Source organism: Sphingomonas sp. KRR8, assembly GCF_023559245.1.
Taxonomy (GTDB): Bacteria; Pseudomonadota; Alphaproteobacteria; order Sphingomonadales; family Sphingomonadaceae; genus Sphingomicrobium.
Genome location: NZ_CP097462.1, coordinates 227263 through 240539, shown reverse-complemented (window position 1 = coordinate 240539; position 13277 = coordinate 227263). Strand labels below are relative to the sequence as shown.

Sequence of the window (13277 nt, the reverse complement as noted above, 5' to 3'; positions counted from 1 at the left end):
ACCCTTCCGATCATTGCGAGCCGAGGCGAAGGAATCCGACGAGGAATTACTGCGCCGCCGCAGCTCCCGCCGCCGGCGCCCACTTGTTCATCCAGTTCTGCACCTCGCGGTACCACTGGATCGAGTTCTGCGGTTTGAGCACCCAGTGATTCTCATCCGGGAACACCACCAAACGTGACGGAATGTTGCGCCGCTGCAGGGCTGTGAAGGCCGCCAGCCCTTGCGTGTAAGGGATACGGAAGTCCTTCTCGCCGGTGATTACCAGCTGCGGCGTCTTCCAGGCGCTGACATGATTGACCGGGTTCCACCGCTCGAACGCGGCCGGGTCTTCATAATAGGCCTTGCCGCCATGTTCCCATTCGTCGAACCACAGCTCTTCGGTTTCGTACGCCATGGCGCGCGCATCGAACACGCCGTCGTGCTGGACGATGCACTTGAACCGGTCGGGCCAATTTCCCTCGATCCAGTTCATCATGTAACCGCCGTAGCTGGCGCCAAGCGCGCAGGCATTGTCCGCCTGCAGCTGCTTGTCCTGCGCCGTGGCGAAGGCGAGGCCCTTCTGCAGGTCCTCGAGCGGCCAGCCACCCCAGTTGTTGCGGATGCTGTCGGTGAAGGCTTGCCCGTAGCCGGTCGAGCCGTGGAAATCGACGCTGACCACGCCATAGCCCATGGAGGCGAAGACCCGCGGGTTCCAGCGGTAGGACCAGCCGTTGCCGAAGCTGCCCTGCGGTCCGCCGTGCACTACGAAGGCAATCGGCAGCGTCTGCCCGGCGGCGACCTTCGGCTTGACCTTGATGCCCCACACCTTTTCGCCGTTGGCGCCGGTAAAGCTGAACCGGTCCACCGTGATGGGGTCGAGCTGGCTCAGCAGCTCGCGATTTACATTGGTCAGCTGGGTGGGCTTCGCGCGCCCGCGCAGCAGGTAGAGATCGTCTGGCGCGGCGATGCTGTTGCTGGTGAACAGCACGGAACCGTTGCGGAGCGCGTGGACGTTTCCGGCGTGCCCCTCGCCGGTCAGCCGGGCTACGCGTCCGCTGGCCACGTCGACCCGGAAGATCGGCGCTTCCAGAGTGTCATCGGCGGTGACGTAGATGGAGCGGCCGTCCGGGGCCCAGCTGATCGACTGGACCGAGCGGTCCCAGCCCTGGGTCAGCGCCCGTACCTTCCCGCTGGCCAGGTCGCGAAGCATCAGCACCTGCCGGTCGGACTCATAGCCCGGCCGCGCCATCGCGACCCAGGCGAGCGTGCGTCCGTCCGGCGAGACGGTCGGCAGCGTGTCGGTAGCGTCATTGGCGTCCGTGAGGTTGGTCGGCGGCGCCGATCCGTCCGCCGGCGCGGAGAAGACATCGAGGTTGGTCGACAGCGGCTCGATCCGGCCCGCCTCGCGCAGAGCGAAGAACACCGTTCGGCCGTCCTTGGACCAGTCGATCTCCTCGCCGCCGCCGAACGGCTTGGACGGCGCATCGCCAGTCAGCCCGGCCGTGACTCGAACACCCTGTCCGGTCAGCTTTCCGCCGACGATCGGGAACGTGAAGATGCGGCTGCGCGTACCCGGCTCGGCCCACGTGTCCCAGTGCCGCACGAACAGCTGGTCAAAGGTGCGGCCCGAGCCGCCCTCCTTGCCGGCGAAGCGCACGGTCGAGCAGGCAAGGTCGGGACAGTCGCGCGTATCCGCCCATACCAGCACCCGGTCACCCGTCGGCGACAGCTTGAACCCGCTGACGTCCGCGCCGAAGTCGCTGATCCGCTTCGCGGTCCCACCCAGAGGCATCCGGAACAGCTGGTCGTGATCGCCATCCGCCTTGAGGAAATAAAGCGCGCCATCAGGACCGAACGCGGCGTCGTGGCCGCCATCGGCACCGGTGATTGGCTGCGGCGTCGCTCCGGCCCGGCCGATCTCCAGCGTGTAGAGCGCATTGCTGCGCTTGTTCTTGGCGAGGTCGGTGGTGGTCGACATGCTCAGCACCGCGGTGCGGCCATCCGCCGACACGTCGAGCAGCGACAGCCGATGCATCATGTGCATGTCGGTGGCGGTCATTGGCCGCGCGGTAGCGACCTGGGGAGAGGCGATGGCGGCAAGCGCCGCGGCGGCGAGCAGGCTGGTTCTGATCATGGCGACGAGGGGTAGCACCGCAGCGATGAACCGCAAGGGTTCCCTAGAAGCGCTGTCCGGTGATCCGCCCGATCTCGCGCTTCACCTGCTCCTCGATGACTCGGGGAAGATGCTCGTCGAGCCAGTCCTTGAGCATGGGGCGCATCATCTCGCGGACCATCTGCTCGAACGGGTTGGTATCGGTGGTGGGCGCCGCGATGGCCGCACTCGCCGCCGCCTGCTGCAGTTCGGCCAAACGTGCCCGGCTCGTCTCGGCCGCCACTTCGCTGACCAGCGGTTCACTGGCGACCGCGGCAGGCTCGACCCGTTCCTCGTAAGGAATGTCAATCATCCGGTCGTCGAGATCGACCATCGGCAGGCCATTGTCCTCGATCAACGGCTCGTCGAGCTCCAATATGGCCGGTTGCTCGTCGGCTGCTTCCTGGTCGACAGCTTCCTCGTCCGACTCCAGGTCGGATGAGCGCGGCGGCGCGGACCTGGCCCGCGCCGATCGCACATCCTTGTCCTCGGCCATCACGCGCTTGATGGCGGCGAGCGCCTGTTCCATCGACGGGTCGGTCTGATCCTTCATGACGCCACGCTAGCCTTAGCGCGGCGGCCCCGCCACCCCCGGCTGCATCGGCTGCGCCGGCGTGGTGATCGGAGTGGTCAACGGCGCGGCCTCGCTGGCGGTCACGGTGCGCGTCGACTGCGCAGTGTAGCGCGGGTCATGCGACCAGTCGTTCCAGTTGTTCGCCGTCCGGCGATAGCTTCCGGTCGGATCGTAGAGCGGGCCGCCATCCAGGCCGAGATCGTCCGCCTGGGCCTGGCCCATGGCGTTCAACAGCTGAAAGCCGGCCACGTATGCGTCACGGCGGGCCGTTACGAGCTGACTTTGCGCATTGAGCAGTTCCTGCTCCGCGTTGAGCACTTCGATGACCGTGCGGGTGCCGACCGAGCGCTCGGCTCGCGCGCCTTCCAGCGCCAGCTGGTTGGCGGACACGGCCACCTGGTTCGACTGAATCGCGCGCTGCGCCGCGGTGTAGGCAGCGAAGGCGGATTGGGCATTGGCGACCACCGCCCGCTCAGTCCCGATCACCTGTTCCAGCACCTGACCTTCGATCGCCTGCGCCTGGCGGATCTGGGCCGCGGGCAGTCCGCCCTGGTAAAGCGGGATGCGGGTGTTGACGCCGATCGTGGTCTGCGTGCCGGAGCGCGGAATACCGCTGACGCTGGTCCCGCCAAGGGCGTTCACATAATCGCCCGAAAGGGTCGTGGACACCGTCGGCAGCAGGCTGGCGCGCGCCGTGCGCACGTCATAACCAGCGGCGGTCGCTTGTCGATTGACGGCAATCAGGTCCGGATTGTTGACCAGCGCGATCCGCACTGCCTCATCGCCCGTGCTCGGCAGCGGCGGAAGCGGCGGCGGCGGCGCCAGCTGGTCAGGCCGGCGACCGATCACGCGGCGGTAATTCTCTTCGCTTGCGGCCAGGCGGGCGTTGACCGATTCCAGCTGCGCCCGCGCCAGGCTCAGCCGCGCTTCGGACTGCGCCACGTCAGTCCGGGTCACGTCGCCGATCTGGAAGCGGTCGCGAGTCGCCTCCAGGTCGGTCGAAAGCACCCGGATCTGGTTCTGGTTCAATTCCACGATCGCGCGGTCGCGGATCACATCCATGTAAGCGGCAACCGCGTCCGTGAAGGTGTCGCCCTCCACGGCCCGGAGGGTCGCCCGGCCCGCCTCGACCCGGGTCCGGGCCGCGGCGATCGAATTGCGCACCCGGCCACCCTGGAAGAGCGGCACGCTCAGGTCGAGCCCGCCCGAGATCTTCGGGCCCTTGCTCTGCTGCGAGACAAGCACACCCGAGCGGGTGAGGTCGCGATTGACGCCGACCGTCGCGGCCACCTGGGGCCGGCTGCCGGCGCGGGCAATCGCCACCGTCGCGTCGGTCGCCCGCAGCGCCTCGCGCTGGGCGTTGAGCGAGGGGTTGTTCTTGTAGGTCGACACCAGGGCGTCGCGCAGCGTGTCGGCGTAAGCCGGTGTCGCCAGGCTGGCGAGCGCGGCGGTGGCAAGTAGGATGCGCTTCAAAGCGGTGAACTCCTAGAAAACGAAAGCGCGGGGACGTTCGAACCCGGGGATCGGGCCGGCCGCGGCGTCGGCGATCGAGCGGGTTCCAAAACCCGCGCCCGATCGGCGACCGACAACCAGCCGTGGTACGCCATTCTCGATCAGGCAGGTGCCGAGCCGACCTCCATCGCGCAGCTGGGCAATGATGGCGTCAGGCACGAACTCGACCAGCCCGTCGAGGATGATGATGTCATAGGGTCCGCCACCTGCGAGGCCGTCGGCAAGATTGCCGTCGGCGAGAAGGTTGGTGCTCAATCCCATTTGTGCAAGCACCGCGGCGACATAGGCCGGCGCTGTTCCGATCACGAGCGCCCGCTCTCCCGGACGTGCTTCAATCTCGGTCAGCATCCGCCCCACCGTCGCTGGCGGAGCGAGCCACTTGCCGTCGCCGAGGTCGAGCGTCCGGTCGACGTAAGCGACCGGCTGCATCGCCGCGGGAACGAACTGCTCGCGCGGGACACTCGCCATGGCGGCGATCACCAGTGGGTCGGTCACCGCCTGCGGGCGAAGCTGATTGTCCACCATGGCGCGGCGGGCGTGTGCGTAGTCCATGAAGCCCCTCGGTCGGCAACTGTGTTATGCCGTTAAAACAGCAGTTGCAACCGTCCTTACACGCAGGCGGCCCGCATCCTCAAGCAAGCGAACGCACGTTTGTCGAGCCGGAGCGCCGCTCGCTCGACAAAGTGATCATCTCACCTCCGCCAGCAATGGCTTGTCGGAGGCTTCGAGCCATTCGTCGAGGCAGCGGCGCACCTCGGCGACAATCGATGGGTCGGCCGCGGCATGAGCAAGGACGAAGGCGCCCTGCAGCGCTGCAACAACGAATACGGCGTGGCGCTTGGCGGCCAGGTCCCCGGCTTTCGACAATTGCTTCTCCACCCACGACGTGAGCCGCTGCAACGGCCTGCCAGCACGCTCGGGATCGTCGTCGAGTTGCCGAAGATCACGCGCAATACCCGCCAGTGGACAACCCAGCGCCGCATAAGCTTCGCCGCGCCCGGCCGCACGATCGAGCAGGGTCCGCAAACGCTCGGATGGAGCGGCGGTGCGCCCCTCGATCTCGGTGAGCATGGCCTCGACGCGCTCAACCAGCTCGTCAACGACCGCCCTTGCCAGGGAGTCCTTGGTGCGGAAGTAATAGAACATGTTGCCAGGCGGCACGGCGGCCGCCCGCGCCACATCGGCCAGCGCCGTGGCGCTCACGCCATGACGATGGAACTGCTCGGTGGCCGCCCTGACCAGCCGCTCGCGCCGGACCTCCGCGCGTTTCTTCGTTGTCGCTTGTTGCTGCATAAGTAAGTTGACTGACTTAGTCGTAGCCCCTACCCAACGCAAGTAGGAGACGCCTCATGAACCAGCGTCCGATTGAACCCGTTCCCACTTGGGATTGCGCCTGACATGGCGACCATGCTCGACTCAGCCGGCCCGGCGCTGCCTGCTTCGCCGTCCGACGACGCTCCCGTCGCGGAGCCCCGCGGCGGTGATCTGGTCAAGCGCCATCGCCTGTCGACCCGCATCTGGCATTGGGTGAACGCCGTCACCCTGCTCGTCATGCTGATGAGTGGGCTGATGATCTTCAACGCCCATCCACGACTCTACTGGGGGCAATATGGAGCGAACTTCGACAAGGCCTGGTTCGAGATCGGCAGCGCCGGTGAGCGCGGCTTCGCCCGCCTTGGCCCGCTGAAGGTCGAGACGACCGGAGTGCTCGGGGTGTGGAAAGCGCCCAACGGCAGCGTTCAACACCGAGCTTTCCCGCACTGGGCGACCATTCCGTCGAGCTACAGCCTCGCCGACGCCCGCATCTGGCACCTTGCTTTCGCCTGGGTGCTATCGCTCGGCCTTGCCGCTTTCATGATCATCTCGCTGGTGAATCGGCACTTCCAGAAAGATCTCAGGATTCGAGAGGCCGAAATCCGTCCCGCTCACATCTGGCACGACATCACGGAGCATGCCCGACTGCGCTTTCCCACGGGCGCTGCGGCGCTGCGCTACAACATTCTCCAGAAGCTCTCCTACGCCGGCGTCATTTTCGTCTTACTTCCCCTCATCATCTTCACCGGCATGACGATGAGCCCCGCGCTGACCTCCGGCTGGTCCTTCCTCCTCGACCTGTTCGGCGGACGTCAGTCGGCGCGCTCGCTCCATTTTATCGCCGCCTTCCTGCTGGTCGCCTTCTTCCTGGTGCACATCGCCATGGTGCTGCTGGCGGTGCCCTTCAACGAAGTGCGCTCGATCATCACCGGTCGCTACCGCCTGCCCAAAGAGAAGGACGAGGGATGAGCAAGCTGCTGCTCGATCGCCGCGCGCTGGTCCGCGGCCTGGCCATGACGGCTGGCGGCCTGACGCTCGCCGGATGCGACAAGCTCTACGCCCAACCCAAGTTCAAGCATCTGCTCGAAGGTGCCGAGGGGCTGCACTATCGCGCGCAAAGGCTGCTTGCCGGCCGCGACGCCCTCGCCCGCGAATATGCCGCATCCGACATGTCGCCCATCTTCCGCGTGAACGGCAACAGCATGCCGTCCGCTTCCGCCTACCAGGCCCACGCGGCCGCCAACTTCGCCGATTGGCGGCTGGTGATCGATGGCCTCGTCGCCCGGCCGCTCCAGCTCTCCCTGACCCAGCTCGCCCAGGCTCCGCAGCGGGCGCAGATCACGCGGCATGATTGCGTCGAGGGCTGGAGCGCAATCGGCAAATGGCAGGGCGTGCAGCTCGGCGCGCTGCTCCGTGCCGCGGGTCTTTCCAGCCGCGCCAACTACATCGTCTTCCACTGCGCCGACGACAGCGGCGGGCACCCTTATTACGAGTCGATCGACCTCGTGGACGCCTTCCACCCGCAGACGATCCTCGCCACCCACATGAACGACCAGCGGCTCGCCATCCCGCACGGTGCCCCGATCCGTCTCCGGGTAGAGCGGCAGCTTGGCTACAAGCAGGCGAAGTACGTCATGCGGATCGAAGCTCGCGAGCGGCTCGACGACCTATTCGGCGGCAAGGGAGGCTTCTGGGAAGATAATGCGGGCTATGCCTGGTATGCGGGGATCTGACGTGCGCCAGTTGACGCTCCTGCTGCTTGGCCTGCTCGCCGCCTGCTCCCCAGGCCACGGTACGCCCATGACTGACAAGACCGCCAAGGACCCGGTTCAGCGCATTGCTGGCGATCCCCGCCATCCCAAGGTGATCGAGCTGTTCCAGAGCCAGGGCTGCTTATCCTGCCCGCCGGCCAACGCCAACCTCAACCGTATCGCCGGTCGCCCCGACGTGCTCGCGCTGAGCTTCGCGGTGACCTACTGGGACCAGCTTGGCTGGAAGGACCGCTTCGCCCAGCCCGCTTTCACGGCGCGCCAGTGGGACTATGCCCGCAGCGGCGGTCGGCAGCAGGTCGCGACACCGCAGATGATCTGGAACGGCCACCAGGCGATCGTTGGCGGCAATCCAGCGCAGGTTGACCAGATGCTGCGCGACACCGCGCCACTGACTGGCGGACCAGCGATCGAGGCATCCGGGAAGATGATTGTCGTTGGTCCCGGAAAGGCCGCTCAGCCGGCTACCGTCTGGCTGGTCCGCTACGATCCTCGCGTGCAGCAAGTCGCCATTTCCGCTGGAGAGAATGGCGGCCGCACCCTGCCCCACCGCAACATCGTCACCGAGCTGACCGACGAGGGCCGCTGGACCGGCCAGGAGCTCCGGCTGGCCCTGACCCCGCCGGCCGATCCCGCCTGGAAGACCGCTGTGCTGTTGCAGCAGGGAACCGGTGGCCCACTGATCGCCGCTCGCAAGTTCTGACCAGCGCGCGAGGTTGACACTCTCGCCCAAGCCCGACAAACGCACCCGCAGCGGCCCGATGGCGGAGTGGTTACGCAGAGGACTGCAAATCCTTGCACGCCGGTTCGATTCCGGCTCGGGCCTCCACTCCCTAGGATCAGGCAACACTGGCCACAAAGGCCGTGGCCTCGCCGCTCGCTGATCTCATGAGGCCAACTTCCATCGTCGATGCCGCTGCGATGATCGCGGAAGGGCGCTTGACCGCGGAGACTGTCGTCCAGGACTCCGTGGCTGCTGCCCAGAGGCATGCCAGCTTGAACGCGATCGCGGAGATGGACGCTGAGGGATCGATTCTGTTGGCCCGTGAGCGCGACAGGGAGACGGCAGCGGGCATTATTCGGGGGCCACTCCACGGCATTCCGGTCACCGTGAAAGACCTGTTCGAGGTACCGGGGTTCGGGACGAGAGCCGGCACACGCGCCAACCTTCCACCTCTTCAGCCATCCACCGCGGTTCGCCGCCTGCAGGAAGCCGGCGCGATCGTCATCGCCAAGACCAACATGCACGAGGTCGCGCTCGGCCTCACCGGCGAGAACGAGTGGACCGGCGACGTCTGCAACCCACACGATCCAGAGCGACAGGCGGGCGGCTCGTCGAGTGGATCCGCCGTGGCGGTCTCCGTCGGCATCGGCCTGGGCTCACTCGGGACCGACACTGGCGGCTCAATCCGTGTTCCGGCTGCCCAGTGCGGTGTGGTGGGCTTCAAACCGACCCACGGCCTCGTGCCACTTGATGGGGCCCTACCTTTGTCACTTACCTGCGACCATGCTGGGCCGATCACGACCTGCATGGCTGACGCCCGCCTGCTCACGTCCATCCTGGCGGGACGCGAGCTGCCAAGCAGCGAGGTCCACCGGCCGAGGCTCGGCATCCCAGAAACTTATCTCGCTGGACGCCTCAGCAAGTCCATGCGCCTCGCTTTCGAGCGCTTGATCGAACGTCTGAGGTTTGCTGGTGCCGACGTCATTGCGGTTGAGGTGCCCGACCTGGAGCTCACTGCCACCGCTTACACACCGCTCGTGAGAGCCGAAGCGGCGCATGTTCATCGCGCTGCCTTGGCCGCCGGCCCGGAAGGTTTCTCGAAGACCGTCAGGACGGCGCTTGAGGCCGGTTCGAGGATGCCGCTGGCCGCCTATCTCGACGCACGCGAGCTTCGGACCCGGGTGATCGAGGGGCTCCGGCGTGCTTTCGACGAGAGCATGGTCGATGCTCTCCTGCTGCCGACGACGCCATTTCCGCCGCTCCGCCGTGCGGAGACTGAAGTCCTGCTGGAAGGCGGGCTCGTGCCCTATCGTGACGCCCAGCTTGCGTTGACCGCGCCGTCTAGCCTGGCGGGTGTGCCCGTGGCCGCCATTCCATTCGGGCAGTTAGAGGGGCTGCCGGTCGGATGTCAGCTGGTGACGTCCTGGCACAAGGATGCGCGAGCACTGGACCTGGCGACGTGGGCGGAAGAAGCGCTTGCTTACCACTGACCGGCGGAAGTCCTGGTCGCCCGGAGCAACGGCAGCGTCGCAAGCCTCATCTGCGGACATTGCGTATGGCACGTGACCATGCGCACGCTAGCAACAAGCCTCATTCATCCTTTTATCGCACGAGAACATGGACGCTGGCCCGCAACCTCCGCCGACGCTCACCTTCCACGGAGCCGCACGAACGGTCACGGGCTCGTGCTACGAACTCGAACTGGGTGGCAAGCGACTGCTGATCGACTGCGGCCTGGTGCAGGGTCCGCGCGCGTTGGAAGCGCTCAACCGACAGCCATTCGCCTTCACCCCGGCAGAGCTTGGCGGCGTCATCCTCACTCACGCGCATGTCGACCACAGCGGCCTGCTCCCAAGATTGGTTCGTGAGGGGTTCACCGGGCCGATCTACTGCACGAGCGGAACAGCAGACCTCCTTGCGCAGATGCTTCCCGACGCAGGTCGCATCCAGGAATATGAAGCCGAGCAGCGCAATCGGCGGCCCGACCGCCGCGGCGAGCCGCCGGCGGTCCCCATCTATACCGAAGCCGATGCGCAAGCGGCCTGCGCGCAGGCGGTGGCGATTGAACTCGGCACGCCGTTCCACCCCATTGCTGGAGTTGAAGCTCGACTCTGGAACGCCGGCCACATCCTCGGCTCGGCATCCGTCGAAGTTCTGGCGGGCGCCACCCGACTGCTGTTCTCAGGGGACCTCGGGCCCGACAACAAGTCCTTCCACGCGAGCCCTGGCGGACCCGTCGAGGGGATCGACCACCTCCTGTGCGAAAGCACCTACGGCGACCGCGACCGCGAAGAAGTCTCCCCGGCGGAGCGCCGGCGGCTGCTCAAGGACGAGATCCAATCCGCGTTAGCGCGGGGCGGCAATCTCCTCATCCCAAGCTTCGCGCTGGAGCGGACACAGGAGCTCCTGCTCGACATCGCCATTCTGATGAACAGGGGCGAGTTGCCGCGCGTTCACGTCTTCATCGACTCGCCTCTGGCAAGCCGGGTCACCGGCGTCTTCGCCCGCCACGCGCGCGAGCTTGAAGACCTCGATGGAACAGAGGTGTTCCATCACCCGGCTTTCCACTTCGTTGAGACGCCTGAGCAATCCATCCGGCTGAATGACATCTCGGGCGCTATCATCTTGGCCGCCTCGGGAATGTGCGAAGCTGGCCGGGTGCGGCACCATCTCGTGCACAATCTGCCGCGGCACAATTCGACCGTCTTGTTTGTCGGATATCAGGCGGCAGGCACGCTTGGCCGACATATCGTGGAGGGCGCTCAGCGGGTCAGGATCTCCGGTCGTGAGGTGAATGTCCGCGCCCAGATCCGCCGGCTCGACTGCTACTCCGCGCACGCCGATCGCGGTGAACTCCTGCAGTGGGTGCGGGCGCGTGGACGAATTGCCGGCACCACCTTCCTCACCCATGGGGAAAGCGGCGCGCTGCAATCACTGGCGGACGAGCTTGGCGATGGCGGACAGGGTGGCAACGTCCGCATCCCCGAGATCGGCGAGTGTTACGAGCTACCACCCTCCTCCCCTGCACGGCGTCTGAAGACTGGCCGTGACGACGTGCGCGGCGTGCTCGCTTCGGACTGGCAGACCGACCTTTCGGAGTTCACGCTCAGCCTTCGTTCCGAGCTGCGCAAGCTGGAGAGCGAAACAGCCCGCCGCGAGGCAGTTCGGCGCATGCGCGAAGCGCTCAAGGACTACGAGAAACAGCGGCATCACCCAGCCGCTCCGCACACCCACCAAGGTGAAGTCAATAAACCGATACCGTGAATGCGCGCCTGTTCGCCCAGTCGCATGACTGGTCCGATCGTGAGGCGGAAGGCCCCGCCCCGATCAGAAGTTCAGCACGCCGACGGGGCCACCTTTGACGATCGGCTGGTCCCCCGAAGGACGCCGGACCAGAAGAGTGGCCTTCGCAAGCACCTGCTGGGCGCTCGAGTCCTGGTGATCAAACAAGCGCACGGCGTCGCCGTCGGCATAGCCACGCGAGAAGGTCTCGCGCTCGCCCGTCGGCCCAAGCTCATGCGCGAAGTTGTGTCGTCCACACGGTCAGCCGCCGGAAACCGGGGGGATGAACTCCACGGAATCGGCGGCCGATAGCTGCTTCGTCTCATCCACGATCGTGTCGCCAACCAGCGCACGCACGCGGCCGCTCATGATCTCTGCTCCGGCCTCGGGGTGCCGCTCGACAATGGCCAGCCGGAGGCTCTCGATCGAGCCTCCCTCGGGCAAGTCGAGCCGCATCTCCTCGCCAAGCAGGTCGGCCAAGCGGCCATAGAAACGCACGTTCATGAAACCTCGCGTTGAGTGGCGCTCGTCAGCCGCAGGCGGAGGAACGTCAACTCATTAACACGATTGACGACAATGCGCACACGCGGCCAACTCAAGCAGGCCTGCCGATGAAAGCTTTCAGTGGCCTGCCGGGTTGGACCCAGCAATTGCCGGCGCTTTCTCCATCACGATCTCGCCCGGCGGCTGCAGTTTCCAGCCATTGACCGTCCGCTCCATCATGCTGGTGATGACCTTTCCTCCAGCAGCCTTGCGGAAAGTCTGACGAAAGTGGTCGAGGTCGGCGTCGGCGGCGGTCAGCGCGATTTGTCGGACGACGCTTCCGTCCGGCTGCACCACGACGGCGCCCTTTTCCTGCGCCCCACTCCCCGGCTGCAGGACGAACAGGAAATCCAGCGCTTTCGACTGGCCGTTCCAGACCATCATCCCCGTGAAGTGCAGCTGCTCTGGCTGGCCGGGCACAACCAGATAGCTGGCATAGGTGATGTAGGACTTGGCCGGTCCCCATTTGAATTCCTGATGGATGGAGACGTTCTGGGTGGCGAGCCTGCTGTACCAGTCGCCGATCAGAAACTCGAAGGGTGCGTACGGCTTTGCCTTTTCGAGGAAATGCGTTTGCGTAACCGAATGTGCCTTGGCAATCGTCGGCACTGCAAGCAAAGCCGCGATCGCGATGAGGTTCAGTGGCTTGAACATGGCGCTGCGTTTTCCTTCTGATGGACTATGCAGCGGGAGCTACGGGTCCTTGCGAGAGCCGAAAACGGGTGTTTCGACCAAGCATCAAGAACGCGGACATTCGCCGCGCTTTGTCCGATAAGCGGTTCATGACGGCACCGATCGAGAACCGAAGTCTGCGCTCCCGCGCCGCAATCCTGAACGCGTTCGCCGGTCTGCTCTTTCGGGATGGTTTCGAGAACGTCTCGGTGCAGAGCATCGTCGCGGGCGCCGGCATCGCGCGCTCCACCTTCTACGAGCACTTCAGCAGCAAGGACGACGTGCTCCGCGCTTCAATGGCGCAATTTCTGGAAGTGTTCGCATCTTGCCTTGGTGGAGATGACCACGTTCCGGAGCTTGCGCGCGTGCTCGACCACTTCTGGGACAACAGGCGGCTGGTCGATCCGATCTTCACCGGAAGCGCGCGCCGGATTGTAGCGCTTTCGTTGAGCGAGATGATCGAGAGCCAGCTGCGCCGTTCCAGCGAGTCACTGCTCCTGCCGCCTCGCCTCGCCGCAATTCACCTGGCCGAGGCGCAACTCGCGCTGGTGGAGAACTGGCTGCGCGGTCGCGCGTTCGCGAGCGTCGACGACATGGCCACCGCCTTGTGTCAGACCAGCAGGGCCTCGGCACGAGCATTGCGCCGAGCGGACTGATCGAGCTTACCGCCCGGCGACCGTTCCTGGCTGTGACGTAGACCCGGCGAACCGCAGAAATCCGCTAGAGGACAGCCCGCTTCAACCATGCTACCTTGTC

At 65.8% G+C, this 13277-nt stretch carries 14 protein-coding genes and 1 tRNA gene; 7 read left to right on the top strand and 8 right to left on the bottom strand.

Annotation, left to right across the window (positions count from 1 at the left end; genetic code table 11):
• Nucleotides 1-46: 46 nt before the first annotated feature.
• The 5 genes from M8312_RS01205 to M8312_RS01185 all read right to left on the bottom strand — a co-directional run bounded on the left by M8312_RS01205 (nucleotide 47) and on the right by M8312_RS01185 (nucleotide 5510).
• Nucleotides 47-2113 (bottom strand): alpha/beta hydrolase family protein, encoded by a 2067-nt coding sequence (locus tag M8312_RS01205; RefSeq protein ID WP_250118576.1) that lies wholly within the window; start codon nucleotides 2111-2113, stop codon nucleotides 47-49.
• A 43-nt stretch (nucleotides 2114-2156) separates the two neighbouring features.
• Entirely contained in the window at nucleotides 2157-2684 is a 528-nt protein-coding gene (locus M8312_RS01200; protein WP_250118575.1) for a DUF2497 domain-containing protein, read from the bottom strand.
• Between the two features lie 15 nt (nucleotides 2685-2699).
• Nucleotides 2700-4178 (bottom strand): TolC family outer membrane protein, encoded by a 1479-nt coding sequence (locus M8312_RS01195; protein WP_250118574.1) that lies wholly within the window; start codon nucleotides 4176-4178, stop codon nucleotides 2700-2702.
• A gap of 12 nt (nucleotides 4179-4190) precedes the next feature.
• Nucleotides 4191-4769, bottom strand: a complete 579-nt coding sequence (locus M8312_RS01190) for a protein-L-isoaspartate O-methyltransferase family protein (protein WP_250118573.1) — start codon at nucleotides 4767-4769, stop codon at nucleotides 4191-4193.
• Between the two features lie 135 nt (nucleotides 4770-4904).
• Nucleotides 4905-5510 carry a TetR/AcrR family transcriptional regulator gene (locus tag M8312_RS01185; protein ID WP_250118572.1) on the bottom strand — a complete coding sequence of 202 codons (606 nt, stop codon included), beginning with the start codon at nucleotides 5508-5510 and terminating at the stop codon, nucleotides 4905-4907.
• Nucleotides 5511-5615: 105 nt separating this feature from the next.
• Here M8312_RS01185 and M8312_RS01180 point away from each other — a divergent pair, with 105 nt between their 5' ends.
• The 6 genes from M8312_RS01180 to M8312_RS01155 all read left to right on the top strand — a co-directional run bounded on the left by M8312_RS01180 (nucleotide 5616) and on the right by M8312_RS01155 (nucleotide 11288).
• On the top strand, nucleotides 5616-6500 hold the full coding sequence (locus tag M8312_RS01180) for a cytochrome b/b6 domain-containing protein (protein ID WP_502957434.1): 885 nt from the start codon (nucleotides 5616-5618) through the stop codon (nucleotides 6498-6500).
• Between the two features lie 5 nt (nucleotides 6501-6505).
• The gene (locus M8312_RS01175; RefSeq protein WP_502957465.1) at nucleotides 6506-7264 is read left to right on the top strand and encodes a molybdopterin-dependent oxidoreductase; all 759 of its coding nucleotides are present in this window, start codon (nucleotides 6506-6508) and stop codon (nucleotides 7262-7264) included.
• A 1-nt stretch (nucleotide 7265) separates the two neighbouring features.
• Complete coding sequence (locus tag M8312_RS01170; protein ID WP_250118570.1) at nucleotides 7266-8003, top strand: DUF1223 domain-containing protein; 738 nt, start codon at nucleotides 7266-7268, stop codon at nucleotides 8001-8003.
• 52 nt (nucleotides 8004-8055) lie between these two features.
• Nucleotides 8056-8129: transfer RNA gene (locus M8312_RS01165), tRNA-Cys, on the top strand.
• 59 nt (nucleotides 8130-8188) lie between these two features.
• On the top strand, nucleotides 8189-9514 hold the full coding sequence (locus tag M8312_RS01160; protein ID WP_250118569.1) for an amidase: 1326 nt from the start codon (nucleotides 8189-8191) through the stop codon (nucleotides 9512-9514).
• A gap of 127 nt (nucleotides 9515-9641) precedes the next feature.
• A complete protein-coding gene (locus M8312_RS01155) occupies nucleotides 9642-11288 on the top strand; it encodes an MBL fold metallo-hydrolase (protein WP_250118568.1) in 1647 nt (548 codons plus the stop codon).
• Between the two features lie 63 nt (nucleotides 11289-11351).
• Here M8312_RS01155 and M8312_RS14405 read toward each other — a convergent pair whose 3' ends face one another.
• From M8312_RS14405 to M8312_RS01145, 3 genes are all read right to left on the bottom strand, one after another.
• Nucleotides 11352-11480: a hypothetical protein gene (locus M8312_RS14405; RefSeq protein WP_284070191.1), complete on the bottom strand. Its 129-nt coding sequence runs from the start codon at nucleotides 11478-11480 to the stop codon at nucleotides 11352-11354.
• An 87-nt stretch (nucleotides 11481-11567) separates the two neighbouring features.
• Nucleotides 11568-11810 carry a MoaD/ThiS family protein gene (locus M8312_RS01150; protein WP_250118567.1) on the bottom strand — a complete coding sequence of 81 codons (243 nt, stop codon included), beginning with the start codon at nucleotides 11808-11810 and terminating at the stop codon, nucleotides 11568-11570.
• Nucleotides 11811-11927: 117 nt separating this feature from the next.
• Nucleotides 11928-12503: a hypothetical protein gene (locus M8312_RS01145; RefSeq protein ID WP_250118566.1), complete on the bottom strand. Its 576-nt coding sequence runs from the start codon at nucleotides 12501-12503 to the stop codon at nucleotides 11928-11930.
• A 128-nt stretch (nucleotides 12504-12631) separates the two neighbouring features.
• On the opposite strand from M8312_RS01145, the gene M8312_RS01140 reads away from it, so the two are divergent.
• A complete protein-coding gene (locus tag M8312_RS01140) occupies nucleotides 12632-13177 on the top strand; it encodes a TetR/AcrR family transcriptional regulator (RefSeq protein ID WP_250118565.1) in 546 nt (181 codons plus the stop codon).
• Nucleotides 13178-13277 lie beyond the last annotated feature (100 nt).

Coding starts and splice junctions, on each gene's coding strand:
- M8312_RS01185 (WP_250118572.1), bottom strand. CDS start 5,510: ATGCAGCAACAAGCGACAACGAAGAAACGCGCGGAGGTCCGGCGCGAG.
- M8312_RS01160 (WP_250118569.1), top strand. CDS start 8,189: ATGAGGCCAACTTCCATCGTCGATGCCGCTGCGATGATCGCGGAAGGG.
- M8312_RS01150 (WP_250118567.1), bottom strand. CDS start 11,810: ATGAACGTGCGTTTCTATGGCCGCTTGGCCGACCTGCTTGGCGAGGAG.
- M8312_RS01200 (WP_250118575.1), bottom strand. CDS start 2,684: ATGAAGGATCAGACCGACCCGTCGATGGAACAGGCGCTCGCCGCCATC.
- M8312_RS01155 (WP_250118568.1), top strand. CDS start 9,642: ATGGACGCTGGCCCGCAACCTCCGCCGACGCTCACCTTCCACGGAGCC.
- M8312_RS01205 (WP_250118576.1), bottom strand. CDS start 2,113: ATGATCAGAACCAGCCTGCTCGCCGCCGCGGCGCTTGCCGCCATCGCC.
- M8312_RS01140 (WP_250118565.1), top strand. CDS start 12,632: ATGACGGCACCGATCGAGAACCGAAGTCTGCGCTCCCGCGCCGCAATC.
- M8312_RS01180 (WP_502957434.1), top strand. CDS start 5,616: ATGGCGACCATGCTCGACTCAGCCGGCCCGGCGCTGCCTGCTTCGCCG.
- M8312_RS01190 (WP_250118573.1), bottom strand. CDS start 4,769: ATGGACTACGCACACGCCCGCCGCGCCATGGTGGACAATCAGCTTCGC.
- M8312_RS01145 (WP_250118566.1), bottom strand. CDS start 12,503: ATGTTCAAGCCACTGAACCTCATCGCGATCGCGGCTTTGCTTGCAGTG.